The organism is Calothrix sp. PCC 7507, assembly GCF_000316575.1.
GTDB lineage: Bacteria > Cyanobacteriota > Cyanobacteriia > Cyanobacteriales > Nostocaceae > Fortiea.
The window spans coordinates 6,167,743-6,187,647 of the sequence record NC_019682.1; the positions used below are offsets into that span (position 1 = coordinate 6,167,743).

21 protein-coding genes are annotated in these 19,905 nt (G+C 42.1%); 13 read left to right on the forward strand and 8 right to left on the reverse strand.

Annotated features, from left to right (window positions below; all coding sequences use genetic code 11):
* Positions 1-192: 192 nt before the first annotated feature.
* On the reverse strand, positions 193-930 hold the full coding sequence (locus tag CAL7507_RS26425; RefSeq protein WP_015131555.1) for a cytochrome c biogenesis protein CcdA: 738 nt from the start codon (positions 928-930) through the stop codon (positions 193-195).
* Between the two features lie 118 nt (positions 931-1,048).
* Here CAL7507_RS26425 and CAL7507_RS26430 point away from each other — a divergent pair, with 118 nt between their 5' ends.
* From CAL7507_RS26430 to nifJ, 4 genes are all read left to right on the forward strand, one after another.
* Entirely contained in the window at positions 1,049-1,300 is a 252-nt protein-coding gene (locus CAL7507_RS26430; protein ID WP_015131556.1) for a hypothetical protein, read from the forward strand.
* A complete protein-coding gene (locus CAL7507_RS26435; RefSeq protein WP_015131557.1) occupies positions 1,297-1,653 on the forward strand; it encodes a type II toxin-antitoxin system PemK/MazF family toxin in 357 nt (118 codons plus the stop codon). The genes CAL7507_RS26430 and CAL7507_RS26435 overlap by 4 nt, the downstream gene beginning before the upstream one ends.
* Positions 1,654-1,771: 118 nt before the next feature.
* Positions 1,772-2,851, forward strand: coding sequence for a hypothetical protein (locus CAL7507_RS26440; protein ID WP_015131558.1), 1,080 nt, complete (start codon positions 1,772-1,774; stop codon positions 2,849-2,851).
* A gap of 479 nt (positions 2,852-3,330) precedes the next feature.
* Positions 3,331-6,924: a pyruvate:ferredoxin (flavodoxin) oxidoreductase gene (nifJ, locus tag CAL7507_RS26445; protein WP_015131559.1), complete on the forward strand. Its 3,594-nt coding sequence runs from the start codon at positions 3,331-3,333 to the stop codon at positions 6,922-6,924.
* A gap of 399 nt (positions 6,925-7,323) precedes the next feature.
* Here nifJ and CAL7507_RS26450 read toward each other — a convergent pair whose 3' ends face one another.
* Positions 7,324-8,574 carry a glycosyltransferase gene (locus CAL7507_RS26450; protein WP_015131561.1) on the reverse strand — a complete coding sequence of 417 codons (1,251 nt, stop codon included), beginning with the start codon at positions 8,572-8,574 and terminating at the stop codon, positions 7,324-7,326.
* Between CAL7507_RS26450 and CAL7507_RS31975 the strand changes: the two genes are divergently transcribed.
* Positions 8,561-8,905 (forward strand): hypothetical protein, encoded by a 345-nt coding sequence (locus CAL7507_RS31975; protein ID WP_144051263.1) that lies wholly within the window; start codon positions 8,561-8,563, stop codon positions 8,903-8,905. The two genes, CAL7507_RS26450 and CAL7507_RS31975, sit on opposite strands and share 14 nt — an antisense overlap.
* Before the next feature lie 154 nt (positions 8,906-9,059).
* Here the strand turns inward: CAL7507_RS31975 and CAL7507_RS31105 are convergent, their stop codons facing one another.
* Together CAL7507_RS31105 and CAL7507_RS26460 are read right to left on the reverse strand one after the other, a co-directional pair.
* Positions 9,060-9,218: a YqaE/Pmp3 family membrane protein gene (locus CAL7507_RS31105; protein ID WP_015131562.1), complete on the reverse strand. Its 159-nt coding sequence runs from the start codon at positions 9,216-9,218 to the stop codon at positions 9,060-9,062.
* A 138-nt stretch (positions 9,219-9,356) separates the two neighbouring features.
* Positions 9,357-9,704: a translation initiation factor gene (locus tag CAL7507_RS26460; RefSeq protein WP_015131563.1), complete on the reverse strand. Its 348-nt coding sequence runs from the start codon at positions 9,702-9,704 to the stop codon at positions 9,357-9,359.
* Between the two features lie 311 nt (positions 9,705-10,015).
* On the opposite strand from CAL7507_RS26460, the gene trpB reads away from it, so the two are divergent.
* The 5 genes from trpB (at position 10,016) to CAL7507_RS26490 (ending at position 15,401) form a co-directional block, all read left to right on the forward strand.
* Entirely contained in the window at positions 10,016-11,257 is a 1,242-nt protein-coding gene (trpB, locus tag CAL7507_RS26465) for a tryptophan synthase subunit beta (protein ID WP_015131564.1), read from the forward strand.
* A gap of 168 nt (positions 11,258-11,425) precedes the next feature.
* Positions 11,426-11,956, forward strand: coding sequence for a CAP domain-containing protein (locus tag CAL7507_RS26470; protein ID WP_015131565.1), 531 nt, complete (start codon positions 11,426-11,428; stop codon positions 11,954-11,956).
* Between the two features lie 748 nt (positions 11,957-12,704).
* Positions 12,705-13,430 (forward strand): CAP domain-containing protein, encoded by a 726-nt coding sequence (locus tag CAL7507_RS26480; protein WP_015131566.1) that lies wholly within the window; start codon positions 12,705-12,707, stop codon positions 13,428-13,430.
* A 708-nt stretch (positions 13,431-14,138) separates the two neighbouring features.
* Positions 14,139-14,681, forward strand: a complete 543-nt coding sequence (locus CAL7507_RS26485) for a CAP domain-containing protein (protein WP_015131568.1) — start codon at positions 14,139-14,141, stop codon at positions 14,679-14,681.
* Positions 14,682-14,771: 90 nt separating this feature from the next.
* Complete coding sequence (locus CAL7507_RS26490) at positions 14,772-15,401, forward strand: ribonuclease H-like domain-containing protein (protein WP_015131569.1); 630 nt, start codon at positions 14,772-14,774, stop codon at positions 15,399-15,401.
* A gap of 67 nt (positions 15,402-15,468) precedes the next feature.
* Here CAL7507_RS26490 and CAL7507_RS26495 read toward each other — a convergent pair whose 3' ends face one another.
* Positions 15,469-15,927 (reverse strand): rhodanese-like domain-containing protein, encoded by a 459-nt coding sequence (locus CAL7507_RS26495; RefSeq protein WP_015131570.1) that lies wholly within the window; start codon positions 15,925-15,927, stop codon positions 15,469-15,471.
* 684 nt (positions 15,928-16,611) lie between these two features.
* Here CAL7507_RS26495 and CAL7507_RS32495 point away from each other — a divergent pair.
* Together CAL7507_RS32495 and CAL7507_RS26500 are read left to right on the forward strand one after the other, a co-directional pair.
* On the forward strand, positions 16,612-16,749 hold the full coding sequence (locus CAL7507_RS32495) for a hypothetical protein (protein ID WP_160166362.1): 138 nt from the start codon (positions 16,612-16,614) through the stop codon (positions 16,747-16,749).
* Positions 16,727-17,443, forward strand: a complete 717-nt coding sequence (locus CAL7507_RS26500) for a response regulator transcription factor (protein WP_015131571.1) — start codon at positions 16,727-16,729, stop codon at positions 17,441-17,443. Before CAL7507_RS32495 ends, CAL7507_RS26500 begins: the two co-directional genes overlap by 23 nt.
* A gap of 189 nt (positions 17,444-17,632) precedes the next feature.
* Here CAL7507_RS26500 and CAL7507_RS26505 read toward each other — a convergent pair whose 3' ends face one another.
* From CAL7507_RS26505 to pdxA, 3 genes are read right to left on the reverse strand one after another with little or no spacing between them, the layout of a single operon-like run.
* Positions 17,633-17,932, reverse strand: a complete 300-nt coding sequence (locus tag CAL7507_RS26505) for a DNA-binding protein (RefSeq protein WP_236556815.1) — start codon at positions 17,930-17,932, stop codon at positions 17,633-17,635.
* Positions 17,922-18,260, reverse strand: coding sequence for a type II toxin-antitoxin system RelE/ParE family toxin (locus CAL7507_RS26510; RefSeq protein ID WP_015131573.1), 339 nt, complete (start codon positions 18,258-18,260; stop codon positions 17,922-17,924). Before CAL7507_RS26510 ends, CAL7507_RS26505 begins: the two co-directional genes overlap by 11 nt.
* A 39-nt stretch (positions 18,261-18,299) precedes the next feature.
* Positions 18,300-19,352 carry a 4-hydroxythreonine-4-phosphate dehydrogenase PdxA gene (gene pdxA, locus CAL7507_RS26515; protein WP_015131574.1) on the reverse strand — a complete coding sequence of 351 codons (1,053 nt, stop codon included), beginning with the start codon at positions 19,350-19,352 and terminating at the stop codon, positions 18,300-18,302.
* A gap of 352 nt (positions 19,353-19,704) precedes the next feature.
* Between pdxA and CAL7507_RS26520 the strand changes: the two genes are divergently transcribed.
* Positions 19,705-19,815 carry a PetM family cytochrome b6-f complex subunit 7 gene (locus tag CAL7507_RS26520; protein ID WP_015131575.1) on the forward strand — a complete coding sequence of 37 codons (111 nt, stop codon included), beginning with the start codon at positions 19,705-19,707 and terminating at the stop codon, positions 19,813-19,815.
* Positions 19,816-19,905 lie beyond the last annotated feature (90 nt).

Genomic DNA, 19,905 nt, shown 5'->3' on the forward strand with positions numbered 1-19,905 from the left:
AAAATAATATAGGAATAGTATTTGAATTTGGAAATACACGTAGAGGAGCCAGTCGCACAGTCAGGGTTTCCCGACTTGAGCTTTCCTGGCGTTGTGTTAGATGAGAGTACGACACCAAAACCTTCGGATGGTGTGTTACGGACTCCGTCCTAACACACCCTACATATACTGATAACTGTTAACTGTTAACTGTTAACTGCTAAAGGGAATCCGAGAAAGTAAAGAAAACACACCAAAGCCTACCAATAGTACACCGCTAACAGGGTTAATCCATCCAGACCAGCGACGCAACTCCAACAATTTCTTAATCGCCGCAGTAAAAGTACCTGCTAAAATCAGTGGTGCTACATACCCTGCTGTGTAGGAGAGTAGCAAAACAGCACCCAAAATCCAGTCTTGTGTATTGGCTACCCAAACCAGCAGGCTAGCTAAAACTGGTGTGCTACAAGGAGATGCGACTAAACCAAAAGTCAGCCCAATTAGATAGGAACGCACACCCGACGGTAAATCTGGCGAAATCCAATTGGTTTCACCAATGGAGGGGAATTGTATGGGTAGTGCTTCCAGTAAGTTCAAGCCCATAAGAATCGCAATGATGCTGACAATAATCGGCAAACCAATTCCTATTTGACCGTAGACCTTGCCCACAAAAGCGGCGATGATTCCCATACAGGCTAATGTAGTGGCTAATCCCAACGCAAACCAAGTTGATTGGGCTGCAGCTTGCAGGCGGCTTTTCGCTTCATAACCGCCAATATAGCCGATGGTAATGGGCAGCATGGACAGCATACAAGGCGTGAGACTGGTAAGCAAACCAGCTACAAAAATGATACCAACACTTACCACCCCCAGGTGCGTCAGTTGATCAGAAACAAGGGTATTGGCAAACTGTTCTAGTTCATAAATTCGGGTTTGCAGGGTTTCAAGCATGGGTAGTTTATGGGCGGAAAATGCTTACTCTGCTTGCATTTTAGCTTATTTTGTGTTTCAAGGTTGGAACTTTTAACAAATAAAGTTATACTTTTAGTAAGAATAGCAGTATAACTTTATGGCAAATATTAAAACAGCTATCTCGCTTCCAGAAGGGTTATTTGAGGAAGCTGAGGCTGTAGCAAATGAAATGGAAGTTTCGCGGAGTAAGTTAGTAGCGATCGCATTAGCAGAATATATCAAGCGCTACCAAAACAAACAACTTTTAGAGAAAATTAACGTCACCTACGCAGACTTTCCCAATGAAGAAGAACAAGCAATTCAAAAGAGTATGCGCCGTCAACATCGGCGAATTGTCGAAGACAAATGATCATCAACCAAGGTGATATTTTCTGGATTAATCTTGACGAACCAGATGGTTCAGAACCTGGTTATCTCCATCCCCATGTAGTAATTCAGAATAATCTATTTAATCGCAGTCGCATCAGCACTGTTGTAGTTTGCACTTTAACTTCAAATATCAGACGCGCATCAGCACCAGGAAATGTTTTACTGCAAGCAGGTGAAGGAGATTTACTGGAACAGAGTGTTGTTAATGTTTCTCAGATTTTCACTGTTGATAAAAGGCAACTAGGTGAAAAGATTGGAACTTTATCATCTGAAAGAGTTCAGCAAATTCTGAATGGAGTGCATCTGGTGTTAGAACCACGTGAAGTCGAATAGCCACATCTTGCACTCAATTAATAGAAATTTCCCCACATCAAAGTAGTAAAAATATAGCTGATAATTTAACCAATTCCACCACGAAAAATAGTGAGTTTTTATCGTTAAAGAATAAAGTATGAAAGAACAAGACTTTTACTCCGCCGACCCCTTAGCCTGCTGGCTCATTGACAAATATTCTTTAAAACCTGTGAATTTAGGACTGATTTCCATCTTTATTGCATCTATTATTTACCTAATTGCTGCTACAGTCAGCCAGACTTTAATATTAGATGGCAAATATTTAGGGCTGCTGCAAGATTGGTTTGCGTGGGTGTGGATCTGCTTATTAAATCCCGTAATATTCGGCTACTACTTGTGGTCATTTAAAGCCATACATCAACTAATTCAGTATCTCCAAAAGACGGATATTGTTGATGTTTCAGAAACAGAAATCAACTCTGTGTTGTTTCCCTATCAACAAAAATGGCGTAAATTATTAGCTTTGGCAATAGCGATCGCTTTTGGAATATGGTACATATCTGTACAAAAAAATGTTTACAATTGGACAGGCTCAGATGGCGGACTTCCAGCCTTCACAGGAGCAATAAATGGTGTAGCAATATTCTACTCAGGAACTATCTTGGTGCTGACCCTAATGACCAATGTTTGGGTGCTACATAAACTCCTAGGTAGTAAACAACTCAAAATCAACCCTCTTCATCCCGATCGCTGTGGTGGTTTAAGTCCTTTGAGTCAATATTCACTGAATACGGCTTATCTAGTTGCTATCTTTGGCATGATGATTACACTGAGTAATTATCAATTTATTACTCAAGGAATAGCACAGAAATACTGGTATTTTAATTTAATAATTGTGATATATATTCCCATCTCTTTAGTATGCTTTTTTGGACCGCTGCTGGCAGCTCGTAAAGGCATGAAGAAAGCTAAGGAAGAATTACTAAGTGAAATCGCCAAACAGTTTCAAGTAGACTATGGTCGTACTCATACAATTCTGAGTGGTGATGCAGAAATTTTGAAAAAAGAATCTGCCAAGCTGCAAGAATTGCGTTCTCTCTACACATTGACTAATGAATTCCCTGTGTGGCCTTTTGATATCACAACTTTACGTCAGTATCTATTGTCTGTAGCGACACCGCTGCTTCCTTTGGTAATTAAGTTCGGAGAATACTTGTTTAAGAATATATTTAAGTAATAAAACAGTGAGTCAAGGCACAAAAATTTTGTGCCGCTACCTGTGGACTTCATTTACCTGAAAAACTTTGTAGTTTAAAATCAGCAATACTCCCAGAGGAAGTTACTAGGTGAATGCACAGTTATCAGAAATGTGCCAAGGCAAATTATCCCGAACCCATACCCCATCCAAAAATATAAATTGCCGGAAAACATGATGAATTCATATTTTTAGGTTTTGAGTACATGATTAATAGCTATTAATAGATGTAATATTTAACATGAGATAATTATCAATTGAAGTATGAAGGATAAAATTACTCTGCCTGTTAATAGCTAGAAGTCATCAGTAAATTATCTAATTATCAATAATTAATTGGCAATTTTAATTGAGAATATATAATACATAGACTTCCTGGCTGTGGCTATTTCTAATGCTTCTCTTCATCCAGTTTAGAAAACCAAGCGCGCCAACGCTACAAGTTAAAAAAGGGAAAAGTAATGTCTAAAACCTTCGCAACCATCGACGGGAATGAGGCTGTAGCCCACGTTGCTTACAAATTAAATGAAGTAATAGCCATTTATCCCATCACCCCCTCTTCAGCAATGGGTGAATGGGCAGATGCTTGGTCAGCGGAGGGTCGTCCTAACCTCTGGGGGACTATTCCCAGTGTGGTGCAGATGCAGAGTGAAGGCGGGGCGGCTGGGGCTGTACACGGGGCACTGCAAACAGGTTCCCTGAGTACTACTTTTACAGCTTCCCAGGGATTATTACTGATGATTCCCAACCTTTACAAAATCGCTGGGGAATTGACTAGTGCCGTGGTTCATGTGGCTGCACGTTCCTTGGCTACCCACGCCCTATCAATTTTTGGCGACCATAGTGATGTGATGGCAGCCCGTGCTACTGGCTTTGCCTTGTTGTGTTCGGCTTCGGTGCAAGAAAGTCTAGACTTTGCCCTGATTGCCCATGCTGCGACTCTAGAGACGCGGGTGTCGTTTATGCACTTCTTTGATGGCTTCCGTACATCACATGAAGTGCAAAAAGTCAAGTTGTTGGCAGATGATGATTTACGATCGCTCATTAACGAAGATTTAATCTTAGCCCATCGCGCCCGCGCTCTCACTCCAGACCGCCCAGTGTTGCGGGGTACAGCCCAAAACCCGGATGTTTTCTTCCAAGCTCGCGAAGGCACTAACCTCTACTATGATGCTACTCCCGACATTGTTCAGCGCCTGATGGATCAATTAGGCGATCGCACAGGAAGATATTACCAAATTTATGAATACCACGGCGCAGCCGATGCCGATCGCCTAATTGTCCTCATGGGTTCCGGTTGTGAAACTGTCCATGAAACCGTAGATTATCTCAATGCCCTGGGGGAAAAAGTGGGTGTGGTGAAGGTGCGGTTATATCGTCCCTTTGATGTGGCTAGATTTGTCGCAGCATTACCTAATAGTGTAAAGGCGATCGCAGTCCTTGACCGCACCAAAGAACCAGGTAGCACTGGGGAACCGTTGTATTTAGATGTGGTAGCGGCGATTCATGAAAGCAATCCAAAATCCAAAATCCAAAATCTAAAATCCGTTGTTGGTGGCCGGTATGGTTTGTCATCGAAAGAATTTACCCCAGCGATGGTGAAAGGTGTTTTTGACAACCTCGCCTCAGCCAAACCGCAAAACCACTTTACTATCGGTATTAATGACGACGTTAGTCATACTTCCCTCAGCTTTGACCCCAATTTCTCCACCGAACCAGATAGCGTTGTCCGCGCCATGTTTTACGGGTTAGGTTCCGATGGGACAGTTGGTGCTAATAAGAACTCAATCAAGATTATTGGTGAAGAAACTGACAATTACGCCCAAGGCTACTTTGTCTACGACTCCAAGAAATCCGGCTCGATGACGGTTTCTCATCTCCGTTTCGGGAAAGAACCAATTCGTTCAACTTACCTCATCGACAAAGCTAATTTTATTGGTTGTCATCACTGGGGCTTTTTGGAACACATAGATGTTCTCAAAGCTGCGACGAAAGGAGCGACTATTCTTGTTAACAGTCCCTATGATGCTGATGCTGTTTGGAAATATTTACCCTCGACTGTACAGCAGCAAATTATCGACAAACAGCTGAAGTTATATGTGATTAATGCTAACCAAGTTGCCCGTGAAAGTGGCATGGGTCGTAGAATCAACACGATAATGCAAGTATGTTTCTTTGCCTTAGCAGGGGTATTGCCAGAAAAAGACGCCATTGCCAAAATTAAACAAGCAATTGAAAAAACCTACGGTAAAAAAGGCGCGGAAGTTGTCCGGATGAACCTGCAAGCCGTAGATAACACCCTGGAAAACTTGCATCAAGTCAAAGTTTTTTCTCCCCCTGCCCCCTGCCCCCTGCCCCCTGCCTCTCTCCTCCCCAACGCGCCGGAATTTGTGCGGGAAGTCTTGGGTAAAATCATGACATGGCAGGGTGATGATTTACCAGTAAGTGCCCTCCCCGCTGATGGCACTTTCCCCAGTGGGACAACCAAGTGGGAAAAACGCAACGTAGCTGAAGAGATTCCCGCATGGGATAAGGATGTCTGCGTTCAGTGTGGTAAGTGTGTGATGGTTTGTCCCCACGCTGCTATTCGCGCCAAGGTGTATCAAGCAAGTGAGTTGGTGAATGCACCGTCAACTTTTAAGTCAACCGATGCCAAGGATAGGGACTTTGCCAACCAAAAATTTACGATTCAGGTAGCCCCAGAAGACTGCACAGGCTGCGTTATTTGCGTGAATGTCTGCCCAGCCAAAAATAAATCTGAGCCATTACGCAAGGCGATTAACATGGTGCAGCAGCTACCTTTGCGGGAACAGGAGCGGAAAAACTGGGATTTCTTCTTGAGTTTGCCCAATCCTGATAGAAGGGAGTTGAAACTGAATCTAATTCGCCAACAACAACTGCAAGAACCTTTATTTGAATTCTCCGGTGCTTGTGCTGGTTGTGGTGAGACACCTTATTTAAAATTATTAACACAACTATTTGGCGATCGCTCCGTGATAGCCAACGCCACAGGTTGTTCTTCCATCTACGGCGGGAATTTACCCACAACCCCTTGGACAACCAATGCCGAAGGAAGAGGCCCAGCATGGTCTAATAGTTTATTTGAAGATAATGCCGAATTTGGTTTTGGCTTCCGTCTTTCACTAGATAAACAAGCCGAATTTGCAGCGGAATTGTTGCAAAAGTTAGGGCATGGGGCATGGGGAATACCTCATGATTTGGTGGAGTCTATTCTCAACGCCAAGCAAAATTCTGAGGCTGATATTTGGGAACAGCGGGAACGGGTAGCGCTGTTGAAACAGAAGCTAGATGAACTGTTGCAAAAACAGAATACAGAGAATCACCATGCCCCATGCCCCATGCCCCATGCCCAACTCCAAAATCTAAAATCCTTAGCTGATTATCTCGTCAAAAAAAGCGTCTGGATTGTCGGCGGTGACGGCTGGGCGTATGATATTGACTTTCACGGCATCGATCATGTATTGGCAAGTGGTCGCAATGTAAATATCCTGGTGATGGATACAGAAGTGTATTCTAATACAGGTGGGCAATCTTCCAAAGCTACCCCACGGGCTGCAGTTGCGAAGTTTGCCGCCAGTGGTAAGCCTAGGGGTAAGAAAGACTTGGGTTTAATTGCCATGACTTACGGCAATGTCTACGTAGCCAGTGTAGCTTTAGGTGCTAGGGATGAACATACCCTCAAGGCATTTCTGGAAGCAGAAGCGTTTGATGGCCCATCATTGATTATTGCTTATAGTCATTGCATCGCCCACGGCATCGACATGACCACAGGGATGAATCACCAGAAAACCTTGATAGAATCAGGTCGTTGGTTGTTGTATCGCTATAATCCTGAGTTGCAAAAAGAGGGTAAGAATCCTTTGCAATTGGATATGCGATCGCCTAAACAACCAATAGATGAATCCATGTATCAAGAAAATCGTTTCAAAATGCTCACCAAGAGTAAGCCGGAAGTTGCCAAACAACTGCTAGCACAAGCGCAAGCCGAAGTAGATGCGCGTTGGCAGATGTATCAATATTTGGCAAATAGGTAATGGCTAATGGGTAATGGGTTTTTGCCTATTACCTATTATCAGCAATCTGTATTTAGTAAAAGCTTACTATTTCAGAACCAGAACTCTGTCCTCCCTATTTATAGAGGTTCTCGTTATATGTGAGTACACCCATGAGGACACGGCAGTGCCGTGTCCCTACACCTCGAAATATATAGCGGTTTTCAGAGCAGTTATGACCGATGCATCAACATGCATAAGTAAGTCGGCACAATAAAACCAAACTATGTGAAGAAAAGTCAACGAAGCTCAAACCCTATTTTCTCCCGTATTCTGGCTGGTTGTTGAGCGTAGCCGAAACACTGCCTCCCATCTTATCCCAATGATAATTATTGACGCTGACCTACTCAATCAACCATTAACCATTCCCTATTTTCCCAATTAACTCAATGAAGAAAATCTATTAATCACTTTCACTGCCTGCGCTACACCATCCTCTGCTCGAATCTTTGCACCAAGGGACAAAGCTCGTCGGCGAACTTCTTCATCATTCACTGCAACATTAATAGCTGCTGCTAACTTTTCTGCTGTTAAATGTTTTTTGGGAATTGGTTTCGGCCCCACTCCGAGTGCTTCGACTCGCTGACCCCAAAAAGGCTGATCACCAAAGAAAGGAATAATGATATTGGGAATACCTGCTCTCAACGCAGCAGCAGTTGTCCCTGCACCACCATGATGCATAACAGCAGCTACTTGAGGAAATAACCAATCATGAGGAATTGCTTCTAGCTTAAAAACATCATTGGGTAAATCTGCGTTGCCAATATCACCCCATCCGGTGAGCAAAATACCGCGCTGTCCAGTGTTTTTTAAGGCAGTTAAGACAATTTCTCTCAGCGCCGTCGGATTTTGACCCGTCATACTACCAAAACCGATGCACAAAGGAGGCTTACCATTTGCCAGAAAATCGAGGAGTTGGGGAGGTGGGACGAAATCTGCTGGAGCGTCTAAAAACCAATAACCCGTGACTATCGTGCTGGAATCCCAGTCACTTGGTCGAGGAATTAGATGGGAACTGTAAGCGTAAAGAACTGGGCTGGAATCACCATAACTGCCGAGAATTTCTTTCTCATTCCACGAACGCGGTCTTAAGCCGAGACGCTCTTGACGCCATTGATTGATGACATTCAAATAAGGCGCTGTCAGCAGTGGCAAAAGCTGGTAGGTTAGTTGATTATACCAGCCTCCTTTTAAGTTAGGAAAGATGGGACTAGGAAAAGCAGTTGTGGGAGTGTATAGGGGCAAAAGTAGGCTCATGAAGCCGGGAATATTTAACTTTTCAGCGATATGATATCCACCTAGGGCTTTGGGATGATAGATAAGTATCTCTGCTTCTTGCGCTGCTATCCATGCTTCATCCAGAGTTTGACGGATGATTGGCATAGTTTGCTGCCAAAGAAAAAAGGCATTACCCTTAGATTCAATTGCTGCTCGACCTGCGTCAGTATCAATCAACTTTAGCAATTGATCATTCATATACGCATAATTCAAGCCATATTCACTGATGAATAATTGAAAGCGGCTGCTTGTGCAGATAGTGACTGTATGCCCAGCTTGCTTTAGAGCAACACCTAATGCTACAAACGGTTGTACATCGCCGCGCGTGCCGACAGTGATAATGACAATCTTCATTATCCACCCCATTTTCCTGAGAGAACAGCAGAATGAATGTACTTATCTGCGAATTCGGCAGGTTTTATGCAAAATTTATAGAAAGCCACGGGAAACTCGATCCCCTCCCTTCGGGACGCTCCGCGAACGTGGGTGGAGAGGGATAGTCGCCCCGTTGACGGTTAACCGTCAATGCCAAATCCCATCCCTTTTTAGGGGATGGAATGAGCCTAAAAATACTACTTTTTCATATTGGCACTTAAAAAGCGATCGCTCTATTCATCAAGATAAGCGATCGCCCTTGATGCACCAAATACCTTTGGGAGTAAGTAAGTGGACACAATTAAACTAACTATGTAGAAAAAAGTATCTGTAGGGTGGGCAGTGCCCACCCTACGTATAGTTCAAAAATCAAATAGGAGTCCTATATGTAGAAAAAAGCATGAATACTCGATGTAGTAGATGGAGTAGAGAGATAGGGCAAACCAACCTACCTCTCTAAATAATTATTTCTTAGCAATTATCCAAACTGCATGAATAATCCCTGGAATATAACCGAAAAGTGTCAAAACTATATTAATCCAAAAGTCTAGACCAAAACCAACTTGCAAAAACACACCCAGTGGTGGTAAGAAAATTGCACACAGAATCCGAACTAAATCCATTCCAACCTCCTAATTCATATTAAAATAAGCAGTTTTTTGGTTAAGTAATACACTACTGCTCGTACTCATTTGTCCATTTCAAAGATAACATTCCTAGCCTGGATTGATAGTACCTTTAAGTTCGGTAAACCGGACTAACTAACCACCACTGATTTTGGCTTTGTAACCAATTTTGGTCAGTAACTCAACAATTTTCTGTTTGTGATCGCCCTGAATTTCAATTTCATTATCTTTAACAGTGCCACCTGTACCGCACTGGCTTTTCAATTGTTTCACTAAATCTGCCAAAGTTTCTGGTTTAGCTTGAAAACCACTAATCACCGTCACAGTTTTGCCTTTACGTCCTTTTCGAGAAGCTTGGACTTTAAGATTCTGTTGTTGCGGTGGTAGTTCGGGAATTGGTCTTTCTAATGCGGGTGAGTTGTCGTTGCCAAATTCGCGGTAGATGAAGTTTTTATCGGAGGATTTAAAATTGGAAGAAGACATAAAATTTAATTAAGGGAAATTGGAAATAGAGTTATTTTACTTAGCGATCGCACCCAGCAACCAGCAATTAATAATATTCTAAGCTAACAGCAAGATTCACTGACACGTGCAGAAGTCAGAATTTGGGAGTTAGGAGTCAGAAGGCTTGTGTCTTCTAACTCCTGTATTCTAACTCCTGTATCCTGACTCCTATATTCTGACTCCTGTCTTCCCTATTTAAGAATAATGCACCTGAGTTGAGAGTGATGTTGACAATCAAAGTGCCCCAGACTTTTCTATAATTGAGTTCGTCCCGTCAGAGAAATCAGTCCGTGACTACCACTCCCATCTCTCCAAGATTTCCATCCACTACTCAGGTTCCCGATACACAAGGACGCTTTGGACGCTTTGGCGGTAAGTATGTCCCGGAAACCTTGATGCCGGCGCTTGCAGAACTAGAAACGGCTTACCAGCAATACCGCAGGGACCCCAATTTTCTCGCCGAACTGCAGAATTTATTGCGCGACTATGTCGGACGTGCCACACCGTTATATTTTGCGGAACGATTAACTGCTAACTATGCCAGACCTGATGGCACTGGTCCACAAATCTATCTCAAGCGTGAAGACTTAAATCACACTGGCGCTCACAAAATTAATAATGCCCTAGGTCAAGTATTGTTGGCGAAGCGCATGGGTAAGCAACGGATTATTGCTGAAACTGGCGCGGGACAACATGGAGTGGCTACGGCTACAGTCTGCGCTCGTTTTGGTCTGGAATGCATCATTTATATGGGCGTTCATGATATGGAACGTCAAGCTTTGAATGTGTTCAGAATGAAGTTGATGGGGGCAGAAGTCCGGCCCGTGGTGGCGGGAACAGGAACTCTCAAAGACGCAACTTCTGAGGCCATCCGCGATTGGGTGACGAATGTGGAAACCACCCACTACATCCTGGGTTCAGTGGCTGGTCCTCACCCTTACCCGATGATGGTGCGCGATTTCCATGCAGTAATTGGGCAAGAAACTCGCGCCCAAGCAATTGAAAAATGGGGCGGTTTGCCAGATATTCTCATGGCTTGTGTGGGTGGTGGTTCTAATGCGATGGGACTGTTTTATGAGTTTATCCATGAATCATCTGTGCGATTAATTGGGGTTGAGGCGGCTGGAGAAGGTGTCAATACTGATAAACATGCAGCAACCTTGACAAAAGGACAGGTTGGTGTATTGCACGGGGCGATGAGCTATTTGCTGCAAGATGACGACGGACAAGTAATTGAAGCGCACTCGATTAGCGCGGGGTTAGACTATCCGGGAGTGGGGCCAGAACACAGCTATTTGAAAGATACCGCTCGTGCTGAATACTACAGTGTGACAGATACAGAGGCTTTGGCAGCATTTCAACGCCTATCGCGGTTAGAAGGAATTATCCCAGCATTAGAAACATCTCATGCGATCGCCTATTTAGAAACTCTATGTCCCCAGCTTACCGACAGTCCCCGAATTGTGATTAACTGCTCCGGACGTGGTGATAAGGATGTACAAACAGTAGCGAAGTTTTTAAATCCTGCCTAAATTTACAGCGAGTTGTCCATAAAAAACTATCCTCACAAGAGGTATTGGGAATGGGATTTCACGTTGACGGTTGACGGCGGCGCGGCTATCCCGCCGCTTTTAATGAAGTTTTCATGAACTTTATCAGCGGATGATACGTCTACCAAAAGGTTAATTTCGGTATTCAGTATGATTCGCCACACCATTTCTAGTATTGCTGCAGGTGCTTTTGTCTTAGCCAGTGCAGCCGCCATTGCTGCACCTGATCAAACTTCTCACCCGAAGTCTCCACAAGCAGCAAGTCATAGCCTCTTACTTGCACAAGCTAACACCAACACCGGCGCTCTTGAAGAGTCAGTTTTCAAACAAATTAATCAATACCGCGCTAGTCAAAAGCTACCAGCACTGACTCGAAATGCTAGCATCGACAATCAAGCGAGAATTCACAGCCAGAACATGGCTAACGGTAAAGTTGCTTTTGGACATCAAGGATTTCCACAACGAGTGCAGGCGATCGCTATTCCTTATCGAGGAGCCGCAGAAAATGTCGCTTACAATCAGAGATATAGCGATCCGGCTACGCGAGCAGTTCAAGGCTGGCTCAAAAGCTCAGGACATCTTGCCAACATCAAAGGTAATTACAACCTCACAGGAATTGGTGTTGCCAGCAATCGCAAAGGTGAAATTTACTTCACTCAAATATTCATTCGCAAAGCATAATTTCTCTTTGAGAATTTATTAATTAGACCTCTTGCTTTAATATTTAGAGAATTGAATTTACGGCATTAATAACCATTTTTGTTATCAGATGAGTGTATTTAACCTATCTGCAGAGGTCTATATTTCGATTGTGATAATAATTTAATCAATGATTGCGACATATTGTCGTCAAGGGCGGGAAAACCCCGCCCCTACGGATGTATTTATTGTATTCTTTTTTTAACTCGGTATGAGATTGCAATATTCCCGACTTCTATCCTCCGGGTGTCTACAAAAAGTCGGGAATCTAATCTTTGTGGTCTAGTAAAAATACGGTTACGTAGCTTTAACTTAGTAATCTTTAATAACATCTCTAGACTAAATCAAAATTAATTAATTATCTAAAATCTTCAAGCCAACTTTTGACAATATTGCTTATTTAGGCTCAAAAATCGTGAATTTTACTAAAAATATTTTCAATATACTCATCAGGTTACTAATAGTCAAACCCTGAATTGAGGAAGTATATATAATTTGCTTTTGATTGAATATAAGATAAATAATCATCCTAAAGATAGAAGCGAATTTTTGATGAACAGCACAATTTTTTTTCGTAAAATTATGCATTTTAAAGTTTACTGGTAATTTTTGAACATACAGCAGCAGAAGTAGAGATATATAAACTTATATCGAAGTTGTTCAATTGACTACAGTCTGGTTAGATGGTCTAGACGTTTACTTTCAGCAACTACAAGGCTAGCTACAAGTAATGATCAGAACAACAATTCATGGAATCGCTTTAGGAACTTTCGTTCTCACCAGTGGCGCGAATGCTATTTCCATACCAGATAAAACTTCTACTCCGAAGTCTTCACATATAGCCAGTCATAACCTTCTGGCTATATCTTATCCTCAGAGTAGAAATTATCCTCAGCGTTCACCCTATCCTCAAGCTAGACCTACCAATTCTCAACGTTCACCCTATCCTCAAACTAGACCTACTAATCCCCAAAATTCACCCACTAATCCCCAAAATTCACCTACTAATCCCCAAAATTCACCTACTAATCCCCAAAACACACCTAATAATTCTCAAGGTTCGCAATCTAGCGCCGATACAGCTTCTATAGAAGCGTCGGTTTTTCAGCAAATTAATCAATATCGAGCTTCTATAAATTTACCTGCACTGACACGTAATTCTGCTGCTGACAATCAAGCAAAGATTCATAGTCAGAACATGGCAAGTGGTAAAGTCGGATTTGGACATAGCGGAGCTAGTCAGCGATTTAAAGCGACTGGTATTAGTTACAAATCAGCGGCTGAAAATGTCGCATATAACAGCGGTAGTGACCCTGCTACCAGAGCAGTTCAAGGCTGGCTCAAAAGTCCAGGGCATCTTGCCAACATCAAAGGAAATTTCAGCCTAACGGGGATTGGTGTAGCCAAGAGTAGCGATGGTAAAGTCTACTTAACCCAACTTTTCTTTCTTTCCTAAGTTTTACCAAGAAGAAGTCAGGAGTTAGGAGCCAGAATAACTTTTGTGCGATGTGTACTTCTGTATAGGAATCATATTTGATTTCTGAAAAAATCTCAGTATCTGTAGGGTGCGTTAGGACGGAGTCCTTAACGCACCAAAGTCTTAGGACGGTGCGTTATGCAACGCTTTCACAACGCCAGTTGCTACAACGGAGGAAACCTCCCTCCGGGTGACGCTCCTGCGTCGCTAACGCCAGTTCACGCCACGTACTTTATGCCGGGGAACCCGTCCACTGGACTGGCTCACCGCAACGCACTGGCTCCCCTACGTATATTTCAAAAATCAAATACTAGTCCTATATCAAAAATACATGTATGAAGGTATGAAGTTTTCCTGACCCTTGAATTCTAAATTATTTCATCAAATCTAGTTTTTTTATCTGGCATTTTTAAGACAAAATGTAGTATCTATAACATTTATTTAGTAGATACTACATTATCTTTTGATTGATTCATAAAAACTGCATAATTTTTAGGTAAAAAAATGTATCTTAATGGCAACTTACTTATTTAGGTATTAAAAACTGAAGGCTATTACTTATATTTGTTGAAAAAGACATTAAAACCTTTGCTAAATTCATAAATCCTTAATAGTATCCTAGTATATATTCTTGGAACAATAAGGTAGAGTATAAGTCTTATAACTCTATAGGTTATGTAGTTCTCCATGTTCCGACAGACTGCTTTTGGCATCGCTTTAAGTACGCTTGTCCTTGCCAGTGAATTAACAACTGCTTCTTTCCCACTCCACACTGCTACTAAAAAACAGATTCATCAACCGTTATCGATTTCTTCACATCAAGTTGCATCTACTACTAGTTTTAAAACAACTGCTCTGGAAAAATCAGTTTTTGAGCAAATTAATCGATATCGGGTTTCTCAGGGATTAACAAAGCTGACACTTAATGCAAATATCACTAAGCAGGCAAGGATTCATAGTCAAAACATGGCAAATGGTAAAGTCCCGTTTAGCCATCAGGGATTTGAACGGCGCGTAACTGCTATTCCCCTTATTTACAACAGTGCTGCAGAAAATGTCGCTTTCAACCAGGGATATAGCAATCCTGCATCTGAAGCTGTAACTGGTTGGATTAAAAGTCCAGGACACCTAGAGAATATTAAAGGTAAATACAACCTAACTGGGATTGGTGTTGCAGCTAACAAGAAGGGTGAAGTGTACCTCACGCAAATTTTTCTATACACGAGGTAGATTTAATTTCTGTTTTTTTGGACAATAAATTAATGTAGTGTCTGATAGGACTTTGGTCTGGTAGACACTGCATTTATTCTTGAGTGATTCATGACATTAGATGATTTTCAGGTGAGCGATCGCGACCTTAGTGACGCAGCCTTATCGCAGTATTTAAAATCTGAGGCGATCGCTATCGATACCGAAACGATGGGATTACTACCACAGCGCGATCGCTTATGTCTCGTCCAGCTGTGCAACCTTGAGGGTAACGTGGCTGTAGTTCGCATAGCTAAAGGACAAACCGATGCAGCAAACTTAAAAAAACTTTTAGAAGCAGCGAATATCCAAAAAGTATTTCACTTTGCGCGTTTTGACGTTGCTACCTTGCGTTATCACCTGGGAATTCAAGTCCAGCCGATTTTTTGCACCAAGATTGCTAGTAAATTAGCTCGCACTTATACTAATCGTCACGGATTAAAAGATGTAGTGCAAGAGTTGGAAAAGGTAGAACTAGATAAAAGCGCTCAAAGTTCGGATTGGGGTAACGCTGCTAACTTATCGGCAGATCAACTGAGTTATGCTGCTAATGATGTCCGCTACTTACTCAGTGTGCAACAAAAACTCACAGAAATGCTGAAACGCGAACAACGTTGGGAACTAGCTCAACAATGCTTTCAAGTGTTGCCAACAATAGTATCTTTAGATTTGTTGCAATTCAAAGATTTATTTGAACACTGATTAATTAGAGTCAAGAGTCAAAAGTCCAGAGTTAAGATTCTTTAATTCTTGACCCTTGACCCTTGACTTAAACTTCTTTTCGCTGATTTTCTACATGATTTTGGATGCGAGCTACGACGTTATAATCATCCGCACCTGCGGGAGTTTTTGATTCTATAATCCCCTCTGTTGATCCACCAATTGCTTTCCACGCAGCAAGACCACCTTTGAGTTGAGATACATGCCTAAACCCAGCAGAATGTAGCGATTGTGCGGCTTGGGCACTTTGTTCTTCAGTCGCACCGTAAACATAAATATGACGGTCTTTATCCAATGATGATGTAGCTATGTCTACCAATTCATCGATTGGGGTTGCCATCGCTCCCGTAATATGACCTTCGTTGTAAGTTCTGCGATCGCTCACGTCCAAAATTGTGAAAGCTGGTTCTCCCCATTCCAAACGAGATTTCAATACATGAGCATCAGATTGTGGTTCGATGTGTGGTTGAGAAGGAATAATATTATCTACTAAATTCTTGTTAGCCATAACTGCTCCTTGCTGATTACATTATTAGCAAGTTAGCAAAATATCTAGATTTAATTGCTCTTTCTTTAGTATGAAGATCATGGTAATATTTCTTTAGATAGGGTGGATTATTCAAATAGTTTTAAGCCATTATTCGATTTATATAGTAATCCGATTTAATTTCTGAACAAATCTCAGTATCTGTAGGGGAGCCAGTCAGGACAGCTTGTTTTTTTGTTGCACTTTCCGCTCAAAACAAATCTTTTGAAGTTAAGTGGGCACAATTAAACCTAACTATGTAAAGAAATGTAAACAAGACTCAAATCCTTTCTCCTATGGCAAGATTGCCTATTGCCAACGATAAATATTTATGCATAGCTACTTACTTCTTTTCATAAAAAATAGTGCTTCAAACCCAGTATTGGGGGTTGTTTTTATCACGATTGTCTGCGGTATGGCTACGCTTCGGGCGTAGCTATACCGCATGATCAGGGCTTAGTGAAAAATTAGCTGCACACTACTAAAATTAATAAATAAAACAAGTTCACACAAAAAATATACATTTTGTAACCATTGCGATCGCTAAATTTTTGAGAAATTTAATGGAAAATTAGGATTAGCCAGGTACAACAGTGGCTATACCAGGTAATCAACGGCTACCCTAGGGAAAGTCGCTACGCATCTACGTACACAGATGAAGTAAGCATGAAGATACTCTCACGAAGAGCCAGTGTAGCAAACACAGATACCCTCAGGGTGGCTTCTCACAGAGTAGCGATCGCGATCGCAAATCGCCAAATCAACAATAGGCTAAAAATTTATGGTGATGGCTCCCGCTACTAATCCCAAAATTCTTGTTGTAGATGACGACCACGGCGTCCGCAATCTCATTTATCGTTTTTTAGGTCGAAAATATCAGATAGAATCAGCCTCAGATGGTAAAACAGCTTTATCGATGTTTGATCAATTCAACCCAGCTTTAGTAATTCTGGATTGGAATTTACCAGATACCAATGGCTATAAACTCTGCCAAGAAATGCAGAGTCGCACTAATGTATTAGTAATGATACTGACCAGCCGCAATGATGAAGCCGATAAAATCAGAGTCCTCGCCGCAGGTGCTGACGACTTCATGACTAAACCATTTAGTCTCGCAGAAGTCGAAGTTCGAGTCCAAGCACTTTTACGCCGTATCCGCAGCATCAACCCTTCTCCCACACAACGCCTTGTCTTTCAACAGCTAGCAATTAACCCAGATGGCCGAGAAGTGACACTTAACGATAAACCTCTGAGCTTAACTGCCTTGGAATTTAATATCCTACATTTTTTGGCTAGCCATCCTGGTCAAGCATGGAGTCGTCCACAGCTAATCCAAAAAATCTGGGGTTGTGACTACGTCGGAGATGGACGTGTCGTTGATGTGCATATTGGTCAGCTTCGCAAAAAAATGGAAGTTGACACCACGATACCTGAGTATATTAAAACTGTCCGGGGTTACGGTTATAAGTTTGAGCCTCCCGAAGACAGTAATGCTTAAATTTTCAATACCAGGAATACTTCATCCCAAAAATTAGTCTGGCAGCCTCAACCATAGTGTTATCTCTTAAAAGTTGAGATAACACCAAATTTTCTCCATAATCTTACTTAGGTACGAGTGTATAAGCAAGTGTTAGTTTGGATTATTCATACCAAACTAATTAGGGTATTTAGTGATAGATAAGCCACCTCATACTGACTTTACTGTTACTGCTAGCTGCAATCCCAATGCATCCAGTAATTGACTCAGACAAGAAAATTCAACTTCTCCTTGCTGAGATAACATCAAATCGAGTTGCTCATAGCATTGCTTGACTTGCTCTGGAAGCTGCTCCATTCCACCCTGTGCTTCAATCACATTTTTGAGTGCTTTTCCTAACATTTTAGAGTTTCCCTCTTCTAAAACTACTTCGATATATGATGCTGCTTCTAGTGGGTCTTTGAGGTGTTGAATTATTCCTTCATGATAGCTTACACTTCTAGGCATCATCTCTACTCCTATAGTCTTCCCAATATTTCTTAGCTTTACCAATATCTTGTTCTTGAGTGCTTTTATCTCCACCACATAAAAGAATAATAATTGTTATCTCTTCCTGTCCAAAGTATAGGCGGTAGCCCGGCCCATAGTCGATTCTCAATTCAAAAACACCTTCTCCAACTGAATTACAATCACCTAAATTACCATCTTCAACTCGGTCAAGTCTAGCTCTTATTTTAGCTTTTGCTCTTCTATCTCGTAGAGAATCAAGCCACTCATCAAAAATATTTTTCCCATCTACTGTTAGGTAATTCCTAATTTCTCTTGGTTGCACTTCCATGATTCTCTGGAGAAGTCGATTTATAAATCATGAAATAATTCATAGTTTTTTCGCCGCCAGTCTTTGACTCACCAACTCCGCTGCTAAATGTATTGCGGCTTTCATGCTTGTAGCGTCAGCAATTCCCTTACCTGCAATATCAAATGCTGTTCCATGATCTGGTGAAGTTCGCACAAAAGGTAGACCAATAGAAGTATTCACAGCGCGGTCAAAAGCCATCAACTTCACAGGAATTAAACCTTGGTCGTGGTAAAGTGCCAAGTAAGCATCTGCGGGATTTTGGCTGTGAGTATTTCCATACCAAGCTTGACCAGGCTTAACCCACATCGTATCTGGTGGTATCGGCCCATCTAGTTGTAAATGGGGGCGGTTTTGTCGTTCTTGCTCCAACCAGGGAATTAACCAATCGATTTCTTCAGTTCCCAATTGTCCCTGTTCGCCGCTGTGGGGATTTAAACCGGCGATCGCAATTCTCCCATTCTCAATACCAAAATCTCTCTCTAAACACTCCAAGAGCAAATCGAGTTTCTTCGTCAACAACTCTGGTGTTAAGGTATCTGCTACTTGACGTAGGGGAATATGTGTGGTGGCAAGTAAAGCGCGGAGTATCCAATTAGTGTGAGGCGATCGCGCCACAAATAACATCCCAAAACGGTCAATGCCTGATTTCTCCGCTAAAAGTTCCGTTTGCCCTGGATAATTATACCCTGCAGCTTTCCAAGCCGACTTAGCTATGGGGCCTGTAACAATGCCATCAAATTGATCAGCGAGAGTTTGAGCGATCGCATATTCCATATAAGCAAAACTAGCCGCACCACTAGCCGCATTACCTTTTCCTATGGTAATTTCAGCTTTGATTTTCCCCTCTAATGGCACATCAATCACAGACAACTGGGCTGGATTTACTAAGGGTGTGAGATTCTCAGCCAAATTCAGTCTCTCATAGGTCTGGGTTAGCAAATCTAAGTTACCAACCACCGTCAGTTCACAGTTTTGAGCAACCGCTGGATCAGCCAAAGCTTTCAAAACCACCTCGGTCCCAATCCCTGCAGGATCTCCCAGCGTCAAAGCCAAACGCGGATGATTTTTCATTTTGTTAAGAGTCAAAAGTCAAGTGTCAAAGGTCAAAGGTCAAGAGTCAAGAGTCATTTATTCTTTCTCCTTCATCTCCCCCAATCCCCAATCCCCAATCCCCAATCCCCAGTCCCCAATCCCCAATCCCCAGTCCCCAATCCTTATCACTGCCAAACTGGTTTAAAATTATTTACATAAGTCTAATTCCACTGTCACCGTGAAAAAGCCTTGATATACCTAGTTTATCTGAGTTTGTCTAAGGCACTTGGTGAGCGGAAAACTAATTAGAATTTGCCGTTATCAACCGACCGCAAGCAGGTTGCAACGGCGATACACTCAAATTAACCATTTGCAAAGGAGTACCACATAAATGAGTGGCGAACTATTAAATGCAGCTCTGTTGTCCTTCGGTTTAATCTTCGTGGGTTGGGCCTTGGGTGCTTTGTTACTGAAAATTCAGGGCGCAGAAGCAGAAGAATAATCCGGCTAATAACCCAATTTTCTCAGAAAAAAAGCTTGTCCGATTTCTGGACAAAGCTTTTTCTGTATGTACACCCAATTTCTGCCACAT